The organism is Shewanella morhuae, from assembly GCF_900156405.1.
GTDB classification, from domain to species: domain Bacteria; phylum Pseudomonadota; class Gammaproteobacteria; order Enterobacterales; family Shewanellaceae; genus Shewanella; species Shewanella morhuae.
In genome coordinates, this window is the sequence record NZ_FTNN01000009.1 from 159,116 (window position 1) to 181,401 (window position 22,286).

Here is a 22,286-nt window from a genome sequence, read left to right on the forward strand (position 1 = left end):
TTAAAGCATGTGCTGTTATTCGCTAAGCCTGATTGGTAGCCTGTTTATACTGTGCCATTATTTTACCGATAACAAAGTATTGTTGCATTTTAAAGAGTAACAGACAGATGTACGCGTTAGTTTACTGAACACGGCTATTGGGGGAGATTAGTCGACAACAGTTCCAAGATAAGAATCTTCAATAATCGTGATAGACTTAGCACAAATAGCTAAAAAGTAACGATTATAGCAGCAAGCATAGGTTGCACATTATGGCAGCATATTAAGATCATGCCAGTGCCTACGAGTGATGCTATTGCTGCTCAACTTATAACAAGCACCCGTTTGGAGCATCTATGAAACAAGTCGTGATTTCGGGAAGTGGCTTATTTACGCCGCCCCACAGTATTTCAAATGCCGCCTTGGTTGAGAGTTTCAACGCCTATGTGGATATTTTTAATCTTGAAAATGCTGGCTCAATTGAGCAAGGCCATGTGGCAGCTTTATCTTACTCATCAAGTGAATTTATTGAGAAAGCCTCAGGCATTAAGCACCGCTATGTGATGGTGAAAGAAGGTATTCTCGATCCTGAGGTGATGATGCCCTTGATCCCAGAGCGCAGCAGCGACGAGTTATCCATGCAGGCTGAAATTGGGGTTGAAGCGGCATTGATGGCGCTTAATAATGCCAATCTTAAGGCGGAGCAGATTGATTTAGTGATTGTTGCCTGCGCTTATACGCAGCGCGCCTATCCCGCAATGGCGATTGAAATTCAACGTGCGTTAGGCACTCGTGGTTACGGTTACGATATGCAGGTGGCTTGTTCATCGGCGACGTTTGCCATTGTTGCGGCGACGAATGCCATTGCCACGGGTTCAGCCTCAAGAGTGTTAGTGATAAACCCTGAAATTTGTTCAGCGCAGGTGAATTATCGTGACCGTGACAGCCATTTCATTTTTGGAGATGTAGCAACAGCGTTAGTGTTAGAAGAGCAAAGTTTAGCGCAGTCGGACAATGTATTTAAAATCCTCTCAAGCCGCTGTTTTACGGATTATTCAAACAATATCCGCAGTAATTTTGGTTTTTTGAATCGCTGCGATCCCAGTGCTGCCCATCAAGCCGACAAACTGTTCCATCAACAAGGTCGCAAAGTGTTTAAAGAATTGCTGCCGATGATTTATCAGCATCTGGATGAGCATCTGGCAGAACAAGCATTAACGCCGCAGTCCTTTAAGCGTTTATGGTTGCATCAAGCTAATATCAATATGAATCAGTTTGTGGTGAAAAAACTGTTAGGGGACGATGTGTCACCAGAACAAGCGCCAGTGGTATTAGATGAATACGCCAATACTGCATCTGCGGGTTCTGTGATTGCGTTTCATAAATACTCTAGCGACTTTAAAGCGGGTGATTTAGGTCTGTTGAGCTCGTTTGGTGCGGGATATTCTATCGGCAGCATCATTTTACAAAAGAGCTAATGCACAGAACCGAGCGTAAACAGTTTTCACTTTATGTGTAGAAAGTATAAATAAAATGTGTAGAAATAAAAAAGCCTCAATTGAGGCTTTTTTGTTATTTTATCCGTCACTTACTCTGCCGCAATGGCGGCGTTTCGATAGGTTTCGCGGTACTTATCTACCCACATGGCAGTCGCGCCACAAATGGCAACGGGCATCACAATAAAGTTCACAATAGGGATCATCGAAAATAATGTCACTGTGGCGCCAAAACTAAAGCTGGTACCACGGGTTTGATTCAACGCAAAGCGCATATCCTTAAAACTGACTTTATGGTTATCAAAGGGATAATCGCAGTACTGAATCGCCATCATCCAAGCGCTAAACAGGAACCATAAAATCGGTGCTAGCGTTTGTCCCACCATCGGTACTAAAAACAGCAACAAAAATACCAGTGCCCGGGGGATATAATATTTAAGCTTTATCCATTCTCGGCCCAAAATACGTGGCAAATCTTTGATTAAATCGATACCTGAGCCGGTGTTCAGTGGCTTACCGGTTAATAACTGCTCGACTTTCTCCGCTAATAAGCCGTTAAACGGCGCGGCGAGCCAGTTCATCACTGAGCTAAACACAAAGGCGAGCATTACCAGCATGGTGGTCACGGCGAGCGGCCAGAGTAAAAAATTTAACCAACTCAAATAGTCAGGGATTTGTGCATTCATCCAAGTGAATAGCGTATCTAGCTGGCCTATTGCTACATAAATGACGCCGGCAAATAGCAGTAGATTAATCATTAACGGGATAAATACGAAAGTCCGTAAGCCCTTGCGTTTGATTAAACTAAAACCATCAAAAAAGTAGTTAACACCACTTTTAACGGGGAAGGGAGCGGTGGTTTTCTGTGTCATATTGTCTTTCCAAAAAGTTGAGATACAGATAACTGCGATTGTGAGCAACTCATCGTCAGATAACAAGCTAAAAACCGCATGAATTCAATAAAAAGCGTTACAAAATGCCGCTCGCTTTGTTAAAGTTAGCCACAGAATGCATTTGCACCACTTAGGCCATTTTTAGGCCAAACTTCAGAGACGTAATCACTGGCACCATGAGATTAAAACAGATAAAACTTGCCGGCTTTAAGTCATTTGTTGATAGCACAAAAATTCCTTTTTTGCAGGCATTAACCGCTATTATTGGCCCAAATGGCTGTGGTAAATCGAACGTAATTGATGCCGTGCGCTGGGTATTGGGCGAAAGTTCGGCTAAAAATCTACGTGGCGATTCGATGAGCGATGTGATTTTTAACGGTTCAAGCGCACGCAAACCTGTCTCTATGGCGGGTGTTGAACTCATTTTTGAAAACAAAGACGGTCGCCTCGCGGGTCAATATGCCAGTTATGAAGAAATTGCCGTTAAACGCCAAGTCAGCCGCGATGGCGAGTCTTGGTATTTTCTCAATGGTCAAAAGTGTCGCCGTAAGGACATTACCGATTTATTTATGGGCACAGGCCTTGGCCCCCGTAGTTATGCGATTATTGAACAAGGCACGATTTCACGACTGATCGAATCAAAACCGCAAGATTTACGTACTTTTATTGAGGAAGCCGCAGGGATTTCTCGGTACAAGGAGCGTCGCCGCGAAACTGAAAATCGTATCCGCCATACCCGTGAAAACCTCGAACGCTTGGGAGATATTCGCAGTGAGCTAGGTAAGCAGCTTGATAAGTTGGCGCAACAAGCGACGGCTGCTAAGCAATACCGCGAGCTGAAGCAGGCCGAACGTAAGACCCATGCTGAACTTCTGGTGATGCGTTATCAAGAGCTGCAAGCGCAAATGACGAGCTTATCTGAGCAGATAAGTAGCATCGAAGTACAGCAAGCTGCAGCGCAGTCATTAGCGCAAACCGATGAGCTGCAAACAACTGAGCTACAAGTACAGCTTGCGCAATTAGCTGAGCAAGAACAACGTGCGGTCGAAGCCTATTATCTGACCGGCACCGACATCGCCAAGTTAGAACAACAATTACAAAATCAACAGCAGCGCGATGCCCAGCTTGAAACCCAATTAAGCCAAGTGAAAAACCAAATCCTACAAAATACTGACAAGCTCAACGGCTATAAAGCGAGCCTTAGTGGGTTAGAGTTTGAGCTTGCTTCGCTTGGGCCGCAGCATGATGAGCAGCAAGAAATCATCGACGAGCTGCAATCCCAGTGGGAAATGAGCCTAGAGCGTAGCCAGCAGCAAACTGAAGTTGCGCGTCAGCAGGCGGTTGAGGTTGCACAAAATAAGTTGCAGCTTGAGCTGCGCCGCAGTCAGTTAGCGCATCAGCAGCAATTATTACAGCAAAAACAGCAGCAAAGCAGTGAACAACGAATACAACTCACGGCCTTGCTGGATAGTGATTTGCCATCGAACATTGCACCACTTGAGCAGGAGATTGACGGTCTTCACAATGCGCTTGCACTGCAAATTGAGGCTAACCAGCAACAAGAAGCTTTGGTAAGTGCAAATACGCAAGCCTTAGATGAAGCCCGCCACAGCACCGAACAAATTCAGCAGCAATTAACCGCGACTAAAGCACGCCATGAATTGGTTGAACAGTGGTTAGCAAAGCAGGAGCAACAAAGCGATAAGCCGCAGTTATGGCAAAGTTTAACCGTTGAAAATGGTTGGGAAACTGCCGCCGAACTGGCCTTGAATGGGTTATTGACCTTGCCTGTAGGCGTTGTTGAAACCGAAATAGGTTTTCAGGCGTTGGGGCAATCAACCAAAAGTGAGTTTTTGCAGGCTAAGGTCAATCTCGCGCCTTGGTTAACTGGCCTTAAGTGGGTAACAGATATCCATGCGGCTAAGCAATTGCTACCTAAACTAAAAGTCGATGAGCGGATAGTCACTGCCGATGGTTATCTACTGGGGCAAGGCTTTTTAATCAGCAAGATAGAGGGCGGCCAGTCACTGGTACAGCTCAGTAAAGAGCAAGCTCAGTTAGCGCAAAATATTTTCGATTTACAACAAGATTTGCATAAGCAGCAAGCTGCGATGACTGAACTTGCGGCAATGTTACAGCAGCAAAGACAACAATTGACCGACGGCGCGCAAAAACATCATCAATTACAGTTAGACAAAGCCACTAAGTCAATGCAGCTCAGTGGCTTAACTGAGCAATTAGCCGCGCGAGCAGAGCAGTTGAATCAACTCGAAGCTATGTTAAGCCGCAGCGTGGTTGAAGTTGAGAGTTTGTCTGTACATTTAGAACTATTAACTGAACAAGAGGTCGAACTCGATGAGGCGCTGCAGGCAAGTGTCGACATTCAGCAACAGCTGAGTCAAGACTCTCAAGCCGATAGCGCGCGTCATCAAACATTAAAAACACGCATTACTGAGGTTGAGCGTCAGCTATCGACACTAACCGTAAATCTGCAAGCAGTAACCATGCGCATTGCGGTGAGTACGGAACAAATTGAATTACAGCAAGTTCGCGTTAATGAATTGATTCATTCTCGTGAAGCACTATTAGCTGAACTGGCTCAAATTGCGCAATTGAATGGTGTGCAAAATAGTGTGCAGTTGACGGAGCAATTAGCATTATTACTCAAGCAACAGCATCAGCAGCAACAAGGATTAAAAGACGTCAGGCAACAACAAAGTTCTCTTACTGAGGCATTAAATCGTATAGGAATAAAGCAAAAACAAGAACTTGGTAAGCTTGAGGGCTTGACTCAAAAGCTGAGCACGTTAAAGTTACGTCGTGAAGGTATAAAAGGTCAGGCCAATAGTCAGCTAGCAGCCTTACAAGAACAGCAAATTGTATTATCTGACATTCTTGAAAACCTACTGGTTGAGGCTCATCCAGACCGCTGGCAACGTGATTTAGATCAAATACGGGAAGATATTATTCGCTTAGGTGCCATTAACCTTGCAGCGATCGAAGAATTTGAACAGCAAAGTGAGCGAAAATCTTATCTTGATCATCAAGATGACGATTTAAATAAAGGGCTTGCTACGCTAGAGGAAGCGATTCGTAAGATAGACAAAGAAACCCGAAGCCGTTTTAAGACGACATTCGATTCAGTCAACGAAGATCTCGGACGCTTGTTCCCTAAAGTATTTGGTGGTGGTCGGGCATATTTAGCCTTAACCGATGATGATTTACTGGAAACCGGCGTCACCATTATGGCGCAGCCACCGGGTAAGAAGAACAGTACAATCCATCTTCTTTCAGGTGGAGAAAAAGCATTAACCGCTTTATCATTGGTATTTGCTATTTTTAGGCTGAATCCAGCTCCCTTCTGTATGTTAGATGAAGTGGATGCGCCTTTAGACGATGCCAACGTGGAACGTTTCTGTCGCTTACTGAAAGAAATGTCACAAAGCGTACAATTTATATATATCAGCCATAACAAAATAACCATGGAGATGGCTGATCAACTCATAGGCGTAACTATGCACGAGCCCGGTGTATCTCGTATAGTTGCGGTAGACATAGAGCAAGCGGTGGCAATGGCCGACGCTGGATAACTAGAAGAAAAACAGGGTAACCAATGGAAGATTTGCAACTGGTATTATTCGTTTTAGGCGCCATCGCCATAGTTGCTGTGCTGGTGCACGGATTTTGGTCTATCAGGAAACAACAACCTAAATCATTAAAAGATAGCCCTATGGGCAATTTTTATAAAAAACAATCGGAATCAGGCGAACCACAGCCTAAACGAGTCGATTCTGAAGGATTTGATGCCGATGGCATAGGCTCAGTGCGTGTTCGCAAGGCGGGTGAGTTATCGCCTAATAATGATGCTCCAGCAGTCAATCCTTATTTAAAACCGGATGTGAAGCTAGAGCCTAAATCGGCAGCGTTTCAACCAGAGTTTAAAGCAGAGTTAACTACTGAAGCTAAGCACGAGTCTATGCAAACTCAGCGCGATTTTAGCTTACAGTCTCCTGTAGCGCACCGTGGCCCGAAAGTGTCGCGTCAAGAACCGGTTGTTAATACGCAAGCGCCGTTAATGGGTCAATCCCATGCTGCCATTGTGGCGCAAAAGGCGGCAGAACAAGAATATGCCAAGCGCACAACTCCGCAGCAAACGGCTCTATTTGATGAGTCCGATGATAAAGATACGATTCAAGAACCTGCTGTTCAAGAAACTGTTGTTCAAAAACCTGCCGCTGTTGAGTCGGTTGCTGAAGAAAGTTTAGGCGAACCACGTGACGTATTAGTTTTACACGTTGTTGCAAAAGATGGCCTACAACTAAACGGCGCTGAACTACTTCCATGTTTCTTAACCTTAAATTTTAAATATGGCGATATGAATATTTTCCATCGTCATGTGGATAACGCAGGTAACGGTGAAGTCTTATTCTCGATCGCGAATATGTTAAAGCCGGGCGTGTTCGATCCCGATAACATGGAGCAGTTTACGACTCAAGGTGTGGTGTTTTTTATGACCTTACCTTGTTATGGTGACGCTTTAATGAATTTTTCTATTATGCTTAATTCTGCGCGTCAACTGGCAGATGATATCGATGCCGTTGTACTTGATGGTCAGCGTTTACCTTGGGGCGAGTTTACTAAGCAAGATTATTTACACCGCATTCGCGCCAACTGTTAAAACGATATTAATTTATTAATGAGGCCGCAATTGCGGCCTCATTTATTGCTGTCTACTTTTGTGATTTAAAAATCTGGATAAACCTATGCAAGACATTCAACTCGATAAACTCCTTTCTGACACGGTAACCGCTGAAAATGCACAGCAGGTGATGCAGGCGCTCGGCCAATCACTGAACGAGCACAATATTCGTTACTATGTGGATGATGCCCCAAGCATCACAGATTCTGAGTACGATAGGTTGATACAGCGTTTATTGGAGTTAGAAGCGCTATATCCGCATTGGGTTTCCGCTGATTCACCGACTCAAAGAGTGGGCGGGTTGGCGCTGGCAAAGTTTGCTCAGATAACCCATCTCAAACCGATGTTGAGCTTAGATAACGCTTTCGACGAAGCCGATTTCAGTGCATTCCATAAACGTGTTACTGATAAAGTCGGTGATGTGAGTTTTTGCTGTGAGCCAAAATTGGATGGTCTTGCCGTGAGTATCTTGTACCGCAATGGGGTGCTTGAGCGAGCGGCGACCCGCGGCGATGGTAGCGTAGGTGAAGATATTACCGAAAACGTCAAAACGATCAAATCGATACCGCTTAAATTACGTGGCCAGGATTATCCTGAACTGGTTGAAGTGCGCGGCGAGGCTTTTATGCCTAAAGCAGCCTTTGAGGCACTCAATGATAGAGCGCGTGCTAGAAATGAAAAACTGTTTGTTAATCCGCGTAATGCAGCGGCAGGGAGCTTACGTCAACTTGACAGTAAAATTACCGCGGCGCGTTCTTTGGCATTTTATGCTTATGCCTTAGGCGTCGTTGAGCCTATCTCTCATCCACTAGGTCAAACTCATTTTGAGCAATTACAGCAGCTTAAATCTTGGGGTTTACCAGTAAGTAGTGAAATCAAGGTTTGTACTGAGTTAAGCCAAGTCTATGACTACTACAAAGACATACTAACTCGTCGTAGTGATTTGGCTTTTGAAATCGACGGCGTGGTGATGAAGGTTAATGATATTGCCCAGCAGCAAGCTTTAGGTTTTGTTGCAAAATCACCGCGTTGGGCAATTGCTTATAAGTTTCCTGCGCAAGAAGAGATGACCGTACTTGAGGGGGTTGATTTTCAAGTGGGACGTACGGGCGCAGTTACGCCTGTCGCACGTTTAAAACCGGTGTTTGTAGGCGGAGTAACAGTATCGAATGCTACATTGCACAATGCTGATGAAATTGCCCGTTTAGGCGTCATGATCAAAGACACTGTGATTATTCGCCGCGCTGGTGATGTGATCCCGCAAATTGTTGCCATAGTACCAGAACGTCGTCCTGACGATGCGCTTGCGATTGAGTTTCCCGAAAATTGCCCTGTATGCAACAGCTTAGTTGAACGTCTTGAAGGTGAGGCTGTTGCTCGTTGTAGCGGTGGTTTATTCTGCGAGGCGCAGCGTAAAGAAGCGATTAAACATTTTGCCTCGCGTAAGGCACTCGATATTGATGGCATGGGCGATAAAGTTGTCGAGCAATTGATTGATAAAGAGTTAGTTCAAAGCCCTGCAGATCTGTTTAAACTCACGGCCTCGATGATGACGATGCTTGACCGCATGGGCATGAAATCGGCAACCAATTTAGCCGCTGCAATTGAAGCGGCCAAAACGACCACACTTGCACGGTTTTTATATGCTTTAGGTATTCGTGAAGTTGGCGAAGCAACGGCGGCAAGCCTTGCCGCGCATTTTGCCAGTTTAGAGGCTTTGCGTGCTGCTACCGTTGAACAATTAACTGCAGTAGAAGATGTCGGCACTGTTGTTGCTCAGCATGTGGTTCACTTTTTTGCCCAGCCCCATAATCTCGAAGTAATTGATGCCTTAATTGCTGCGGGTGTGCATTGGCCAGCGATTGAAGCGCCAAGTGCCGATTCACAGCCGCTTAAGGGCCAAACATGGGTATTAACGGGTACCTTAAATCAGCTCAATCGTAATGACGCTAAAGCACAACTGCAGGCTCTGGGAGCAAAAGTCGCGGGTAGTGTTTCAAAAAATACCGATTGCTTAGTGGCGGGTGAGGCTGCCGGTTCAAAGCTTGCTAAAGCACAAGAACTCGGGGTAAAAGTAATTGATGAAGATGGCCTTTTAGCACTCTTAGCTGCTAATACTTGATGGGTGAGTCAGAGAACGTCTGGCTGAGTATTTTTATAGGCTAAATATTATTCGCTGTTGGGTATTAGAATAGTGCTTTATTTTAAGGCACTATTTTGAAAAATTCTTTTTAAAGAGTTCTTTTTAGCCGTTTGAAATATATAAAAACACGGCCAATTTTATGGCGAGTACGATTGAATTTGCTGCGGTTGCTACCATCATGATTAACATGTATATGCTGTTTTTTGTTCATTGGAAATTAATTTGAATTTTAGTCACATCACTTGGCTCGATGACAAAGGGCATATTAAACCGCCGATATTTCTTTATATTCTATTAGCTTACCTTGCGCGCGGTTGGTGCATTTTTATTGCATCGCTGACTCAAATGAATGACCGCTCTGGGTTGGTAAGGATTTTTTATCCCGAAAAATCAGATTTTTTATTGGCACTGGCAGCTGGTCTGGGCGCCGTATTGATTTATCTGGTGGTGATTGCTGAACGTCGCCGTTCGCTCCAATGGTTAATCCCAGTTTTTGTGCATTTGAAGTGGGGATTGTGGCTATTATTAATGCTTGATGCAGTCTTGCTCGGACAGAGGCTGCTCCATAGTCAGTTTTTGTTCCATTGGAGCTTGGCATTAGATGCTTTGATGTTGTTCTGGTCCAGCATATACCTACTCAAATCGAAACGACTGAGTTATTACCTTGATGATTGGATTCAAGAAGATAAAACTAAATCTCAGCAATAATTATCTAAGTTATTGTTATAGCTGAATTTAATAGTATTTTATCTCAAGCATTATATCTTTTCCCTCTATTCAATCTGCATTATGCCTTTATTTGGCGGCTCTAATTTTTAAATAATCTATAGTTATATGTACTTAGCATAAATGTGCAGGATCAATTAACTGATATGTCATCAGTTACTCGATAACATCACATTTGGAAGGAGTCATATTGCGTGGCAAAAGTACCTCAAAAAAAATTATTGCTATCAGAACTTCAGCTTGGCATGACAGTCAAGTTGCCTTTGTCGTGGACTAATCATCCATTTTTATTTAACCGTGTAGAGATTAGTAGTGACGCTCAAATCGAGATGATCCGTGGTCTAGGGGTTACTTATGTTTTTTTATTATCTGCATCGAATATCAAACAGCAGACTATTGAAACTGATACCGAAGATGAGATAGAAATCGAACCTGAGCGGGATCTCAAGGCTGATACCCGTAAGGCAATACGCTTGAGCCAGAAGCGTTTTTTAATGAATGTGAATAATTGCCGAGATATTTACGGTAAAGTCGTCAGCGATCCCGAAGGGGCTTATCGATTATCGGCCGCACTGACAGAGGATCTATTAAGTCATTTACAGGAAGTCGACACACCTTTTCTTACCTTAGTGGGAATGGATGAAAAAGAGACTAGCGTGACCCAGCACGGGGTATCTGTGGCGGTATTGGCGATGATGATAGGTCATGCCCTTGATTTAGCCCCCAAAGAATTACGTGATATTGCCCTTGGCAGCTTATTTCACGATATTGGTAAACTCAAAGTGCCGGAGGCTATCCGCTGCAAGCATGGTGCTTTAACACCGCAGGAGACCAGTTTTATACAAATGCATCCTAATTTTGGTTTTGATATGCTTAATCGTTGCGGTCTATTTCCTAAAGAAGCGCTTAATATCGTATTACATCACCATGAGTTTGTTGATGGTTCGGGTTATCCCGATGGTTTAACGGGCCATAAGCTCCCTATTACGACTCAAATTGTTAGCTTAGCGAATGATTATGAACAGCAGCTTAGTGGTCAACAAATCACTTCTCCCCAAATTGCTTTAGGCCATCTATTTAAAAATCATGCCAGTAAACATGCGGAATCATTAATTTCAGTGTTGGTTAAAATACTGGGCATTTATCCGCCGGGCACCATAGTTAAATTGTCCGATGGCAGTATTGCCAAAGTGATTATGACGACTAAGGAGGTTAGTCAACCGCAAGTGTGGGCTTGCAAAGAAGATGGCAGCGATGCGTCGCTGCGCTTTTTGATCCTCGAAGGTGTAACAATTGAGCAAGCGATTAAAGTAGAAGAGTTAACCGAAGGGGCGATTCGAAGCTTACAAGTGGATAAAGGCATTAGTTTTTATTTTAGTTCGCTACAAACTTGAATCTTACGCCCTAAATTCCGTATTCTATCCGTTAGTATTGGCTTTCATAGGATGAATAGGGTGAATGTAATAGCAGAAAATGATGCATTAGCACAAAGTGTAGCCTTAGTCGGTTGTGGTTGGTTTGGCTTTGCCTTAGCCAAACAGTTAGTCCATGAGGGTTACAGAGTGACAGGCAGTAAGCGCAGCGTGAATGAACTCTCGGAATTAACCGCTGCAGGAATTGAAGCTTATCCACTGCAATTAGGCAGCGATGCACAAAGTGTACCTGATGCTAAAGCGTTAGCAGGATTATTTCAGACCGATTATTTAATTGTGAACATTCCGCCTCGATTAAAACGCGGTAATGCAGCTTATATTGAAGAAGTACAACAACTCATCACATTAACCCAAGGCTGGCAATATCAACGGATGATATTCATTAGTACAACGGGCGTGTATCCAGCCCAAGATAAGCTAATGAGCGAAGCCGATGCTGTAGCAGAATCGAGTGATAGCCAAATACTGCTCGATGCAGAAGCCTTATTCCAAGCTCAACCCAATGCCTGTATTGTCCGTTTTGCTGGTCTTGTTGGCCCTAAACGTCATCCTGGACGTTTTCTGGCGGGCAAAACCGACGTGAGTGGTGCTAATATCGCAGTGAATTTAGTACACCTTGATGATTGTGTTCGCGCAGTGAGTACGATTATCGCCGCCACGCGTTCGGGGTTATCCATCGCGCCGATTTATAATCTGTGTGCGCCTTTACACCCCACAAAATCTGAGTTTTACCAAGCCGCCGCACAGTCTTTAGGCTTAGTTGCGCCCGAATTTAATCAACAATCTATGCCGAGTAAAGTCATTCAAGCTGACGCAATTGTTACAGATTTGGGCTTTCGTTATCAGTATGCTTCTCCACTGGATATGCTTGCGGCCTGTTAAGAGAAATTAACCTTTTTTAAAGGTGAAAGTCGCGTTTTTTAGCTTTAATTTTTGCTTAAGCGAATATGTAATCCTTAATTTAAACAAATTACTCATAAAAAGAGACCATTAAATGAATGTGTTTAATCGAGTTCTACCCATGGCGATGTTTGCATGCGGATTAATGCTGAGTGCGAGTTTTTCTCTGCAGGCAGCGAGCTTTGAAGAGGGCAAAGACTACATTACTGTGACGGGTATTACTGAAACACAACAACCTGTGCTACGAGAGTTTTTTTCTTATAATTGCCCCCACTGTTATAAACAAGACCCTTTGATGGCATCAACAGTGAAATTATTAGGCAAAGATATCGCGTTTGAACGTACCCCCGTTGGCGTGGGGCGTCCTGCGTGGCAATTGAGCCAGTTTGCTTATTACATAGCGCAAAAATTAAATATGACGAATCAGGTACATCTGACTATTTTTAAGCAAATTCATGAGAAAGGTGAACCCTTTACCACTCCTGAGCAAGTGAAAGCTTTTTTCATCGCGCAAGGGGCTAAGGTGAATGATGTCGATGCTGCAATGACTTCCGTTGACGCTAAATTTACCCTAATGAATTATGACTCTCAAACTGAGCTTTCTGGTATTAAGGGCGTGCCTTCGTTATTAGTCAATGGTCGTTATATGCTGACCTCAACTGACCATAGCCCTGAAGAATTGGCCGAATTGGTTAAATTCTTAGTCGCTAAATCATTAAATTAAAAATCGTTAACGTGATTCAACTAACACTTTAAGTGAAAACGAGGTTGAGTCAGTTGTAGCTTTGAATAAATAACCCAACCTAAGTTGGGTTATTTTTATGCTGAGTATTACCTTAAACTTCTAGCGCCAATGTTATGAATGATAACTACCTATGTCACGTTTGTTGAGCTATGGGATAGCATCTAAAAATAACATTCAAACTTTCACCTACAACCCAATTCATAACACGTCATAGTGCAATATTCCTCTATTGGTTCAATCATTTTTACGAGTTCAGACAATATGTTATTGCACTTTTTTAATGATTTCTGAACCGAACTTAGCCTAAATTTTCCTGCATTAGCCCCGTTCTTGTTCGACATTGGTCTAACCTGTTGAAATATTTGAAACTGAGTTCAAATGTAAAATCATTGTTAACTTGTTGATTTTAAGTTTTTATTCATATTTTTTGTTGTGATCTAAATCGCAAATTAGACTAAGGTCTTGATTGTAGTCACCCCAGCTGTTGTTAGATTAAACATGACTTAAAATTAAAACAGCACAGGGGAGTCACTATGGGTTTTGAAAACAATGACAAGGCTAAACGCTACTGGAGCGAGAATATTCGTCTCGTACTGAGTTTATTAGCCATTTGGGCGGTAGTTTCTTTTGGATGCGGCATTTTATTGGTTGATGTACTCAATGAAGTCCATTTCATGGGATTCAAATTAGGCTTCTGGTTTGCACAACAGGGATCTATGTATGTATTCGTTGCGCTTATTTTTGTCTATGCGGCAAAAGCCAACGCCTTAGATAAAAAATATAACGTACAAGAAGACTAAGGAGCTTTGAGATGGATGTTCAAACACTCACATATGTAATTGTAGGGCTTTCATTTGCGCTTTACATTGGTATCGCGATATGGTCCCGAGCGGGTTCAACTAAAGAGTTTTATGTTGCTGGCGGTGGTGTTCACCCTGTTGTGAACGGTATGGCAACGGCAGCAGATTGGATGTCGGCGGCATCATTTATTTCGTTAGCGGGTATCGTGTCGTTTACGGGTTATGACGGCAGCGTATATTTAATGGGATGGACCGGTGGTTATGTATTATTAGCGCTGTGTATGGCGCCGTATCTACGTAAGTTCGGTAAATTTACAGTGCCTGATTTTGTCGGTGAGCGTTATTACTCACAGGCGGCGCGTACGGTTGCGGTTATCTGCGCTATTTTCATTTGCTTTACTTATATTGCGGGGCAAATGCGCGGTGTGGGTGTGGTGTTCTCGCGCTTCCTTGAAGTCGACGTCGACACTGGTGTTTATATCGGTATGGCGGTGGTGTTCTTCTACGCAGTGCTTGGCGGTATGAAGGGTATTACTTACACTCAGGTTGCCCAATATTGCGTACTGATTTTCGCCTTTATGGTACCTGCGATTTTCCTTTCTGTAATGATGACCGGTCACGTTGTGCCGCAAATCGGTTTTGGTGCAGAGCTGCTAGATGCTGCGGGTAATAATAGTGGCGTGTACCTTTTAGAGAAACTCAACAATGTTTCTGCTGAATTAGGCTTTGCGCCTTATACCGACGGTTCTAAGAGCACGATTGATGTGTTCTGTATTACTGGAGCATTGATGGTCGGTACTGCGGGTTTACCGCATGTTATCGTGCGTTTCTTCACTGTGCCTAAAGTAAAAGATGCGCGTATTTCAGCCGGTTGGGCCTTAGTATTTATTTCTATTATGTACACGACTGTACCCGCTTTAGCGGCTTTCTCCCGTGTGAACATGATTGAAACCATTAATGGCCCAGATGCGAAAGGTGTGGCTTATGAGTCTGCGCCAAATTGGATTAAAAGCTGGGAAAAAACCGGTTTAATCAAGTGGGACGATAAAAATGGCGACGGTAAGATTTACTACTCGTCAGGCAAGATTGAAGATCCTGCTAGCAAAAACGAGATGAAGATTGATAACGATATTATCGTATTAGCTACGCCTGAAATCGCTAACTTACCAGCGTGGGTTATCGCACTGGTTGCAGCAGGTGGTTTAGCTGCTGCGCTATCAACATCGGCAGGTTTGTTATTGGTGATTTCAACATCGGTTTCACACGATTTGTTGAAGAAAAATCTTATGCCAAATATCTCTGATAAGAGAGAGCTGATGTATGCTCGTGTGGCAGCGGGGGTTGGTATTGTGATTGCGGGATACTTTGGTGTGAATCCGCCAGGATTTGTGGCAGCAGTGGTGGCGTTCGCCTTCGGTTTGGCGGCATCGTCACTGTTCCCTGCCATTATTATGGGGATTTTCTCTAAAACAATGAATAAAGAAGGTGCTATTGCCGGTATGTTGACGGGTCTACTGTTCACTGCAGGTTATATCATTTACTTCAAGTTTGTTGACCCAACGGGCAACGTGGCAGCTAACTGGTTCCTCGGTATTTCACCTGAAGGTATTGGTATGGTTGGTATGGTCATAAACTTTGCTGTTGCAGCCTTGGTGAGCCGAGTGACAGCGGCAACGCCATTACATGTTCAAGAAATGGTTGAATCGATTCGCTTCCCTAAAGGTTCAGGTGAAGCCAGCGAACATTAATATTCTGATGTAGTGATGAGTTTCATCATAAGAGCGCTCCGGCGCTCTTTTTTATGACTTTTTGTTCGGGCTGTTGTAATACCAATCGTATTGGCTATGCAGACATAGTTAACGTGAACATAGCCAATATGATTGGTATAAGTGTTTAGACTTGGTACCGCGGCGTTTTTAATGCATTAATTAAATTAACCTTATGCTGACTTTAGTCGCATGTAGCATAGCGATAATGCAGGTTATAGTGGTTGTATAAGGGTAAGAATTCTGCTTAAAAAAATAAGGTGTGGTCATGAATGCCAGTGAGTTACAACCCGTCGTTCAATTTCTACAAAAGTTAGTGCCCTTTGACACTCTGGCCGAAGATGCGCTGCTGCGCTGTGCTAAGGCGGTCACTGTTGGCTATTACAGTAAGGCTTCTGGTTATGTCACCTTTAATATCAATACACCTAAATTATATATGGTGCGCAGTGGTGCTTTTGAGGTACGGGATCCGCAGGGCGTACTGGTGGATAGAGTTGGCGAAGGGGAGTTTTTTGGTTTTTCCACTTTGTTGTCGGGTGAGAAAGTGGTTAATAAGGTTGCTATTCTCGAAGACAGCTTGGTCTATCATCTACCACAAACCTTGTTTGATAAGCTAAGAAGCGAAAGCCGCGATTTTGATCAGTTTTTTACTCGCGCATTTGCTAAACGCTTGCGCCATGAAGGACGCTTTAAAGCAAAGGATTTGACCACTACCAGCCGAGTTAGCACCTTAATGTCATCAATACCTATTGTCATTGATGCCCATGCTAGCGTGACTTAGGCAGCGCTGTTAATGCGTAATAGCCGAGTATCGTCTTTGTTGGTAACAGATAATCACAAATTAGTCGGCATCTTAACCGATAAGGATTTACGTAATCGAGTGCTAGCGGCAGAACTTGATGGCCGTATTGCTGTGCACCATGCGATGACCGTTTCACCGATTTTCATTTCATCGAATGCATTAGTTTTTGAAGCTATGTTGCTGATGAGTCAACATAATATTCATCATTTACCGATTATCGATCAAGGTAAAGCTGTTGGCATGGTGACCAGTACCGATATTTTACGCGGGCAGGGTTCACAGCCGCTATTGTTAATTGGTGAAATTGAACGCCAGCAAGATCTGGCTAGTTTGATTAGTGTAAGTAAGCAAATTCCATTATTGCTACAAAACTTGATCAGTGCCGATGCCAGAGCTGAAGAAATTGGCCGAGTATTAACCTCTGTTACCGACGCATTAACACGACGCTTAATCGTGCTTAATCAGCAATTGCTCGGCGAACCGCCGATGGCATTTTGCTGGTTAGCATTTGGATCGCAGGGAAGGCAAGATCAGGCTGCGTGTTCGGATCAAGATAACGGTTTGTTAGTCGCAGAAAACATGGATGATTTTGCCAAAGGATATTTTGATGCTTTAACCCATGCTGTGTGCGCGGGGCTTGACCAGTGCGGTTATGAGTTTTGTCCTGGCAACATTATGGCGCAAAACCCTCAGTGGCGAATGTCGCTTAAACAGTGGCAGCAGGTATTTGAAAAATGGGTAATTACACCTGAGCCTAAAGCTTTATTAAATGCTAGTATTTTTTTTGATATGCGCTCGGTTTACGGACCACAAACATTGTTTGATGCGCTGCAGGATAAAGTCTTGGCGCAAACCCGCGATAACGATATTTTCCTCGCGGGCATGACAGGTAATTCGCTAATGGAATCACCGCCGCTAGGATTTTTTCGCAAATTTGTGCTCGAACGCGATGGTAGCGAAGTTAAAGGTATAGATTTAAAACATAAAGGCAATGCCTTGATCAACGATATCGCCCGTATTTATGCCTTATCAGCAGGGATTAAAGAGGTGAATACCGCCAAACGTATTCGTGCGTTGATGGAGGCGAATATCCTTAATCGTAAAGATGCGCTTAATCTGGCCGATGCGCACGAGTTTATTGCTCATATGCGGTTATCAAATCAAGGTTATCAGCATAACCAAGGCCTTGAGGTGAGTAATTATTTGTTGCCCGCACATTTATCATCGCTGGTTCGTCATCAGCTACGTGACGCCTTTAAAGTAGTACATGAGGCGCAGGCAGGGATGAAAATGAAATTTATGCGAAGTTTTTAATATGAACACACTGCTGCTGAAAACTCAGCTCAATTGGCGGGCATTACGATGCCAACATCAGTTGTTTAAGGGATATTACCAATCGCTAATACCACTGCTAGCGATGCCGTTATCCGAAGCGCCGCTGATGGCGATGGATTTGGAGATGACAGGGCTTAATCCTCAGCAAGATCAAATACTCAGTATTGGGCTTGTCCCAATTGAGCGCGGTGAGATCCCTTTGGCACGTGCGGAACAAAAGTTAGTGCAAATTCGCGGCAGTGTCGGCCAAAGTGCAACCATACACGGTATTCTTGATAATCATCTTGTACAAGCGGTGACGATTGAAGATGCAATGACGTGGTTTATCAATCAAACCTACGGCCGCGTGTTGGTCGCGCATCATGCGCCTTTGGATTGCCGCTTTCTGCAGCAAGATTTATTAACCATTTACCATCAAGCGATGGTGTTGCCGGCAATTGATACCTTGATGCTTGAAAAACATCGTTTACTACGCAAGCATCCTACCATTCAAGAGGGCAGTTTACGCCTTGGTGCTTGCCGTGAACGTTATGGTTTACCCATTTATAGCGCTCATAGTGCGCTAACTGATGCTTTAGCTTGTGGTGAGTTATTGCTGGCACAAATGGCGGCAATGGGCGGCAGTGCGCAACTTACCGTAGCAGATGTATTGCATCAATCTGCATGACCGTTTCTCGTTTAACATTGCAGTTCATGGCCGAATTAATTACATGTCTAAATGATTATGTTATAGAAGGTTGTAAATGAAAAAAGCCATCTCAGAAGATGGCTTTTTGGTTAGTTAAACATGACTTATGGCTTACAAAAGTAATCTACGGCGCGTTTAACTAACTCTATACCTGTTTTATCGCAAGGCGGTAGCTCGGCATCACTGATATTAATCGGCGTCACGCGCTCGCCCCATTGTAGTAAGAGTGCGGCAGAGGTTAAGCCTGCACCAAAGGCGCAAGAAAGTATGGTTTGATGTGGCTTGATCACGCCTTGCTCTAATGCATCACAAATCGCAATTGGAATGGTTGCTGCCGAGGTATTGCCATAATTGGCAATGTTAACGAAGGCTTTTTCTTTCGGAATTTTCATCCGGCTGACTAAGGTATCGATAATGCGCTCGTTGGCTTGATGCGGGATAACAAGATCCACTTCATCTTTATCAATACCACATTTTTCAAGCACTTTAGTGCTCAATTTGTTCATGCCGTTAATCGCGCGCTTGAAGATTTCTTGGCCATCAAATTCAATGAAAAAGTCTAATGACTCTGCTGAGAATCTGTCCATCGCGGTGCCAAAACCAGCTTTTAGAATGTCACGACCTTCAGGATCGTTATTCAGCTCATAACCGAGCACGCCACCGGCAACATCTGTTGCTTCAACGACAACGGCACCTGCGCCATCACCAAATAACACTGCAGTATCTCGGCGTGACCAATCTAAATAGAAAGAAAGACGTTCGGCACCAATGACTAATACTTTCTTGCTCTGGCCACTCTTTATCTGTGAACTGGCTAAACCTAAGCCATATAAGAAGCCGCTACAAGCCGCATTGATATCAAACGCGGCGCAGCTGGCGCCAATATTCGCTTGTACAGTCGAGGCAATATTGGGGATTAACGTATCTGGGCTGGCACTGGCCAGAATGATCATGTCGATTTCACTGCCATCGATACCTGCAGCTGCGAGCGCGCGTTGTGCGGCAACAGAAGCCAGTTCAGAGGTGTTAACATGGCTAATATGGCGCTGGCTAATGCCGGTGCGAGATTTGATCCATTCATCGGAGGTTTCGATAAAGGTCGCAAGATCATCATTTGTTAGCGTGGCTGGTGGAACACATTTGCCCCAACCTGTGATAGTGGCGTACTGCATGGTGGTTTCTCTCAAATAAAAAAGGCAGAACCTGAGCGCTGCCTTGAATCAATAACAAAGCTTATCGGCAGTTCTAATAGCCGTCCGTGATCTAGACCACCTGTTTGGCGACGAGATCTCGAATAGTCATTGCGGCATGTAAAATATGATGACGCAGCAGCGCCGTCGCTTTTTCTGTTTCTCTTAGTCTGCAATGGTTAAGCAATGCCCTGTGCTCATGCTCTGCAGCTGGAATTCCCCCAGCGAGCAATAACTGCAAACGGATGTATCTATCACAATTAGTGTTGAGGCCGTGAACCACCTCAAGGGTGTGCGGGCGATTAGCTGCTTGATATAAGCAAGTGTGAAATTGCGTATTCAACTCGCTCCAACTGGCGACGGCATCTTCATGTTTGAAGGCTGACTCCAACTGTTCGAGTACACGTTCTGCTTTTTCTAAATCGGCGTCTTGAAGTCGAGGGATAGCTTTTGCGAGCAGATCGGTTTCGATCATGGCGCGTAATTCAAACAGTTCGGTGACTTGCTCAACAGATAAAACTGTCGCAGTTGCTCCCTTATGAGGTTCAAATTTAACTAGGCCTTCAGCTTCGAGCTGCAATAATGCTTCCCTTACCGGAATACGGCTGACATTTAATGCTTCAGCTAAGGCACTTTGTCTGAGTGGTTCTCCTGCGGCTATGTCCCCTGAAAGAATTCTCTCTCTAAGCACTTCAACAACTAACTGGGTGCGGGTTTTGTGAACGATAGGCGTAGTTCGACTCATTATTTCCGTCTATTTCGGGTATTTTCCATTATTTGCCCAAGATTACCGTTAAAAACACCACAAATAAAGGAAAATGCTCGATTGAGTCGTGTGTCCAACAGATTAACAATATCCAAACAATGCAGGTTCTGGCGGCTTTATTCCTGATTTTCTTCGTATATAAAGAGCTTCTTTACTATGAATAACCTCTACAGTAATAGTGGCAATCATTTTAAGCGTATTGATCATGGGACTAAACTCAGATTGTAGTCAGCATTTTAATTAATAGATGTAAGACACGTAGAGCAAGCTGGTTAAGGTTTCGCAGGATAACTACGCGGTGCGATAGATACAATAATGACTTTAGTTTACCCGCATGTCGTCACTCAGTATTGTGAAGGCGTAATTTAACAGGAAAACAGAACTTCGCGGTGCAATTTTGTTTAATGAATGAAATAATAGTGCGATAACGCCTTCGGTGATTTTGGAGCAATACAGTGAGTCGAGCAGTATTTTTAGACCGTGATGGTGTGATTAATAAAGACCATGGTTATGTCCATCAAGTGGACGACTTCGAATACATCGAAGGTGTGTTTGAATCTTGCCTCTCTTTGAAGGAAATGGGCTACCAGTTAGTGGTCGTCACCAATCAATCGGGTATTGCCCGCGGTATGTACACAGAAGATCAATTTCACAGTTTAACCGAGTGGATGGATTGGAACTTTGCCGACAAAGGAGTCGAGCTTGATGGGATCTATTATTGTCCGCACCATGCTGAAAAAGGTATCGGGGAATATAAAATAGATTGTGATTGCCGTAAACCTAAGCCGGGCATGCTCAATGATGCTGCGCAATTCCTGAAAATAGACTTAGCTCTCTCAGTCATGGTTGGCGACAAAGCCGAAGATATGCAGGCAGCGAAAGCGGCTGGCGTTACCACACGCATATTAGTGCGCAGTGGTAAGGTTATTGCTGATGACAGTGATGCAACAGTGGTACTCGATAGCATTGCCGATGTCCCCGCTTATTTAAAAAGCCTAAGTTAATAGCAACTCTACGACTTACTAATTATAGAATGATTTATTTATAAGTCGTTTTAACGGGACTCCAATTAGGGCTAACAGCTGAGTTAAACCTAACCAGCATGGCTAAAGAGCTGCTACTTAGGTTAACTCTTGTCATTTCTAGAACAGGATTAATCCCATCTCTACCCTAAATTCACAGTAGACTGCTAATATTGCCGTTTAAACACACTTTTAGTTTAAAAAGTGTGCGTTCGATTCGTTTTTTGCCATTATTTTAAAAAAAGGGGTTGCGGTAAAGTCTGACATCCCTATAATGCGCATCCACTGACCCAGCGGGGTCAACGGTTAAACGCTAAATAAGCGGTTAACCATGCTCTTTAACAATTTATCAAGCAAATCTGTGTGGACACTCACAGGTGTTGAGTTAATCGAAACTGCTTAGCCTTCGGGTTGGCAGTCAAAAATTTAAATCAATGTAACAATGAGTGTTCATAGCAATATGTACAGTTTGTTTCTGCTTCCTTTATAGGAGTGTGGAAACAAAAAAATCAGAATTCATTGAGCCGCTGATTGGCTTCTTATTTATAAGAGGTTGAGAAGCAAAAAAACTTTAATTGAAGAGTTTGATCATGGCTCAGATTGAACGCTGGCGGCAGGCCTAACACATGCAAGTCGAGCGGCAGCGCAAGGGAGTTTACTCCTGAGGCGGCGAGCGGCGGACGGGTGAGTAATACCTAGGGATCTGCCCAGTCGAGGGGGATAACAGTTGGAAACGACTGCTAATACCGCATACGCCCTACGGGGGAAAGAAGGGGACCTTCGGGCCTTTCGCGATTGGATGAACCTAGGTGGGATTAGCTAGTTGGTGAGGTAATGGCTCACCAAGGCGACGATCCCTAGCTGTTCTGAGAGGATGATCAGCCACACTGGGACTGAGACACG

Annotated in this window: 15 protein-coding genes, 1 rRNA gene and 1 pseudogene; 14 read left to right on the top strand and 3 right to left on the bottom strand. The window is 43.9% G+C overall.

Annotated elements, in window-relative coordinates; genetic code table 11:
• Positions 1–335: 335 nt before the first annotated feature.
• Complete coding sequence (locus BW947_RS12355; RefSeq protein ID WP_076500006.1) at positions 336–1,457, top strand: beta-ketoacyl-ACP synthase III; 1,122 nt, start codon at positions 336–338, stop codon at positions 1,455–1,457.
• A gap of 110 nt (positions 1,458–1,567) precedes the next feature.
• Here BW947_RS12355 and cysZ read toward each other — a convergent pair whose 3' ends face one another.
• Positions 1,568–2,347 (bottom strand): sulfate transporter CysZ, encoded by a 780-nt coding sequence (cysZ, locus tag BW947_RS12360; protein WP_076500008.1) that lies wholly within the window; start codon positions 2,345–2,347, stop codon positions 1,568–1,570.
• 197 nt (positions 2,348–2,544) lie between these two features.
• Here cysZ and BW947_RS12365 point away from each other — a divergent pair, with 197 nt between their 5' ends.
• From BW947_RS12365 to BW947_RS12415, 11 genes and pseudogenes are all read left to right on the top strand, one after another.
• Positions 2,545–5,958, top strand: coding sequence for a chromosome segregation protein SMC (locus tag BW947_RS12365; RefSeq protein ID WP_076500010.1), 3,414 nt, complete (start codon positions 2,545–2,547; stop codon positions 5,956–5,958).
• Between the two features lie 23 nt (positions 5,959–5,981).
• On the top strand, positions 5,982–7,046 hold the full coding sequence (gene zipA / locus BW947_RS12370) for a cell division protein ZipA (protein ID WP_076500012.1): 1,065 nt from the start codon (positions 5,982–5,984) through the stop codon (positions 7,044–7,046).
• 85 nt (positions 7,047–7,131) lie between these two features.
• A complete protein-coding gene (gene ligA / locus BW947_RS12375; protein WP_076500014.1) occupies positions 7,132–9,189 on the top strand; it encodes an NAD-dependent DNA ligase LigA in 2,058 nt (685 codons plus the stop codon).
• 243 nt (positions 9,190–9,432) lie between these two features.
• Complete coding sequence (locus tag BW947_RS12380; RefSeq protein WP_076500016.1) at positions 9,433–9,918, top strand: DUF2919 domain-containing protein; 486 nt, start codon at positions 9,433–9,435, stop codon at positions 9,916–9,918.
• Between the two features lie 212 nt (positions 9,919–10,130).
• Entirely contained in the window at positions 10,131–11,330 is a 1,200-nt protein-coding gene (locus BW947_RS12385; RefSeq protein ID WP_076500018.1) for an HD-GYP domain-containing protein, read from the top strand.
• A gap of 60 nt (positions 11,331–11,390) precedes the next feature.
• Positions 11,391–12,251 (top strand): Rossmann-fold NAD(P)-binding domain-containing protein, encoded by an 861-nt coding sequence (locus tag BW947_RS12390; RefSeq protein ID WP_244153248.1) that lies wholly within the window; start codon positions 11,391–11,393, stop codon positions 12,249–12,251.
• 112 nt (positions 12,252–12,363) lie between these two features.
• The gene (locus BW947_RS12395) at positions 12,364–12,993 is read left to right on the top strand and encodes a thiol:disulfide interchange protein DsbA/DsbL (protein ID WP_076500022.1); all 630 of its coding nucleotides are present in this window, start codon (positions 12,364–12,366) and stop codon (positions 12,991–12,993) included.
• Positions 12,994–13,547: 554 nt separating this feature from the next.
• The gene (locus BW947_RS12400; RefSeq protein WP_076500024.1) at positions 13,548–13,814 is read left to right on the top strand and encodes a DUF4212 domain-containing protein; all 267 of its coding nucleotides are present in this window, start codon (positions 13,548–13,550) and stop codon (positions 13,812–13,814) included.
• Positions 13,815–13,825: 11 nt separating this feature from the next.
• Positions 13,826–15,562, top strand: coding sequence for a sodium:solute symporter family protein (locus BW947_RS12405; RefSeq protein WP_076500026.1), 1,737 nt, complete (start codon positions 13,826–13,828; stop codon positions 15,560–15,562).
• Between the two features lie 286 nt (positions 15,563–15,848).
• Positions 15,849–17,696: pseudogene (locus BW947_RS12410) on the top strand (DUF294 nucleotidyltransferase-like domain-containing protein).
• A 1-nt stretch (position 17,697) separates the two neighbouring features.
• Positions 17,698–18,384: an exonuclease domain-containing protein gene (locus tag BW947_RS12415; protein ID WP_076500028.1), complete on the top strand. Its 687-nt coding sequence runs from the start codon at positions 17,698–17,700 to the stop codon at positions 18,382–18,384.
• Between the two features lie 125 nt (positions 18,385–18,509).
• On the opposite strand, the gene BW947_RS12420 is transcribed toward BW947_RS12415, so the two are convergent.
• Together BW947_RS12420 and BW947_RS12425 are read right to left on the bottom strand one after the other, a co-directional pair.
• Positions 18,510–19,577: a ketoacyl-ACP synthase III gene (locus BW947_RS12420; RefSeq protein ID WP_076500030.1), complete on the bottom strand. Its 1,068-nt coding sequence runs from the start codon at positions 19,575–19,577 to the stop codon at positions 18,510–18,512.
• Between the two features lie 91 nt (positions 19,578–19,668).
• Complete coding sequence (locus BW947_RS12425; protein WP_076500032.1) at positions 19,669–20,340, bottom strand: GntR family transcriptional regulator; 672 nt, start codon at positions 20,338–20,340, stop codon at positions 19,669–19,671.
• Positions 20,341–20,816: 476 nt separating this feature from the next.
• Here BW947_RS12425 and gmhB point away from each other — a divergent pair, with 476 nt between their 5' ends.
• Both gmhB and BW947_RS12435 read left to right on the top strand, forming a co-directional pair.
• Complete coding sequence (gene gmhB / locus BW947_RS12430) at positions 20,817–21,365, top strand: D-glycero-beta-D-manno-heptose 1,7-bisphosphate 7-phosphatase (protein WP_076500034.1); 549 nt, start codon at positions 20,817–20,819, stop codon at positions 21,363–21,365.
• Between the two features lie 590 nt (positions 21,366–21,955).
• Positions 21,956–22,286: ribosomal RNA gene (locus BW947_RS12435) — 16S ribosomal RNA — on the top strand; the annotation flags it as partial.

Coding starts and splice junctions, on each gene's coding strand:
- BW947_RS12395 (WP_076500022.1), top strand. CDS start 12,364: ATGAATGTGTTTAATCGAGTTCTACCCATGGCGATGTTTGCATGCGGA.
- BW947_RS12415 (WP_076500028.1), top strand. CDS start 17,698: ATGAACACACTGCTGCTGAAAACTCAGCTCAATTGGCGGGCATTACGA.
- BW947_RS12355 (WP_076500006.1), top strand. CDS start 336: ATGAAACAAGTCGTGATTTCGGGAAGTGGCTTATTTACGCCGCCCCAC.
- BW947_RS12365 (WP_076500010.1), top strand. CDS start 2,545: ATGAGATTAAAACAGATAAAACTTGCCGGCTTTAAGTCATTTGTTGAT.
- cysZ (WP_076500008.1), bottom strand. CDS start 2,347: ATGACACAGAAAACCACCGCTCCCTTCCCCGTTAAAAGTGGTGTTAAC.
- ligA (WP_076500014.1), top strand. CDS start 7,132: ATGCAAGACATTCAACTCGATAAACTCCTTTCTGACACGGTAACCGCT.
- BW947_RS12420 (WP_076500030.1), bottom strand. CDS start 19,577: ATGCAGTACGCCACTATCACAGGTTGGGGCAAATGTGTTCCACCAGCC.
- BW947_RS12405 (WP_076500026.1), top strand. CDS start 13,826: ATGGATGTTCAAACACTCACATATGTAATTGTAGGGCTTTCATTTGCG.
- zipA (WP_076500012.1), top strand. CDS start 5,982: ATGGAAGATTTGCAACTGGTATTATTCGTTTTAGGCGCCATCGCCATA.
- BW947_RS12425 (WP_076500032.1), bottom strand. CDS start 20,340: ATGAGTCGAACTACGCCTATCGTTCACAAAACCCGCACCCAGTTAGTT.
- BW947_RS12400 (WP_076500024.1), top strand. CDS start 13,548: ATGGGTTTTGAAAACAATGACAAGGCTAAACGCTACTGGAGCGAGAAT.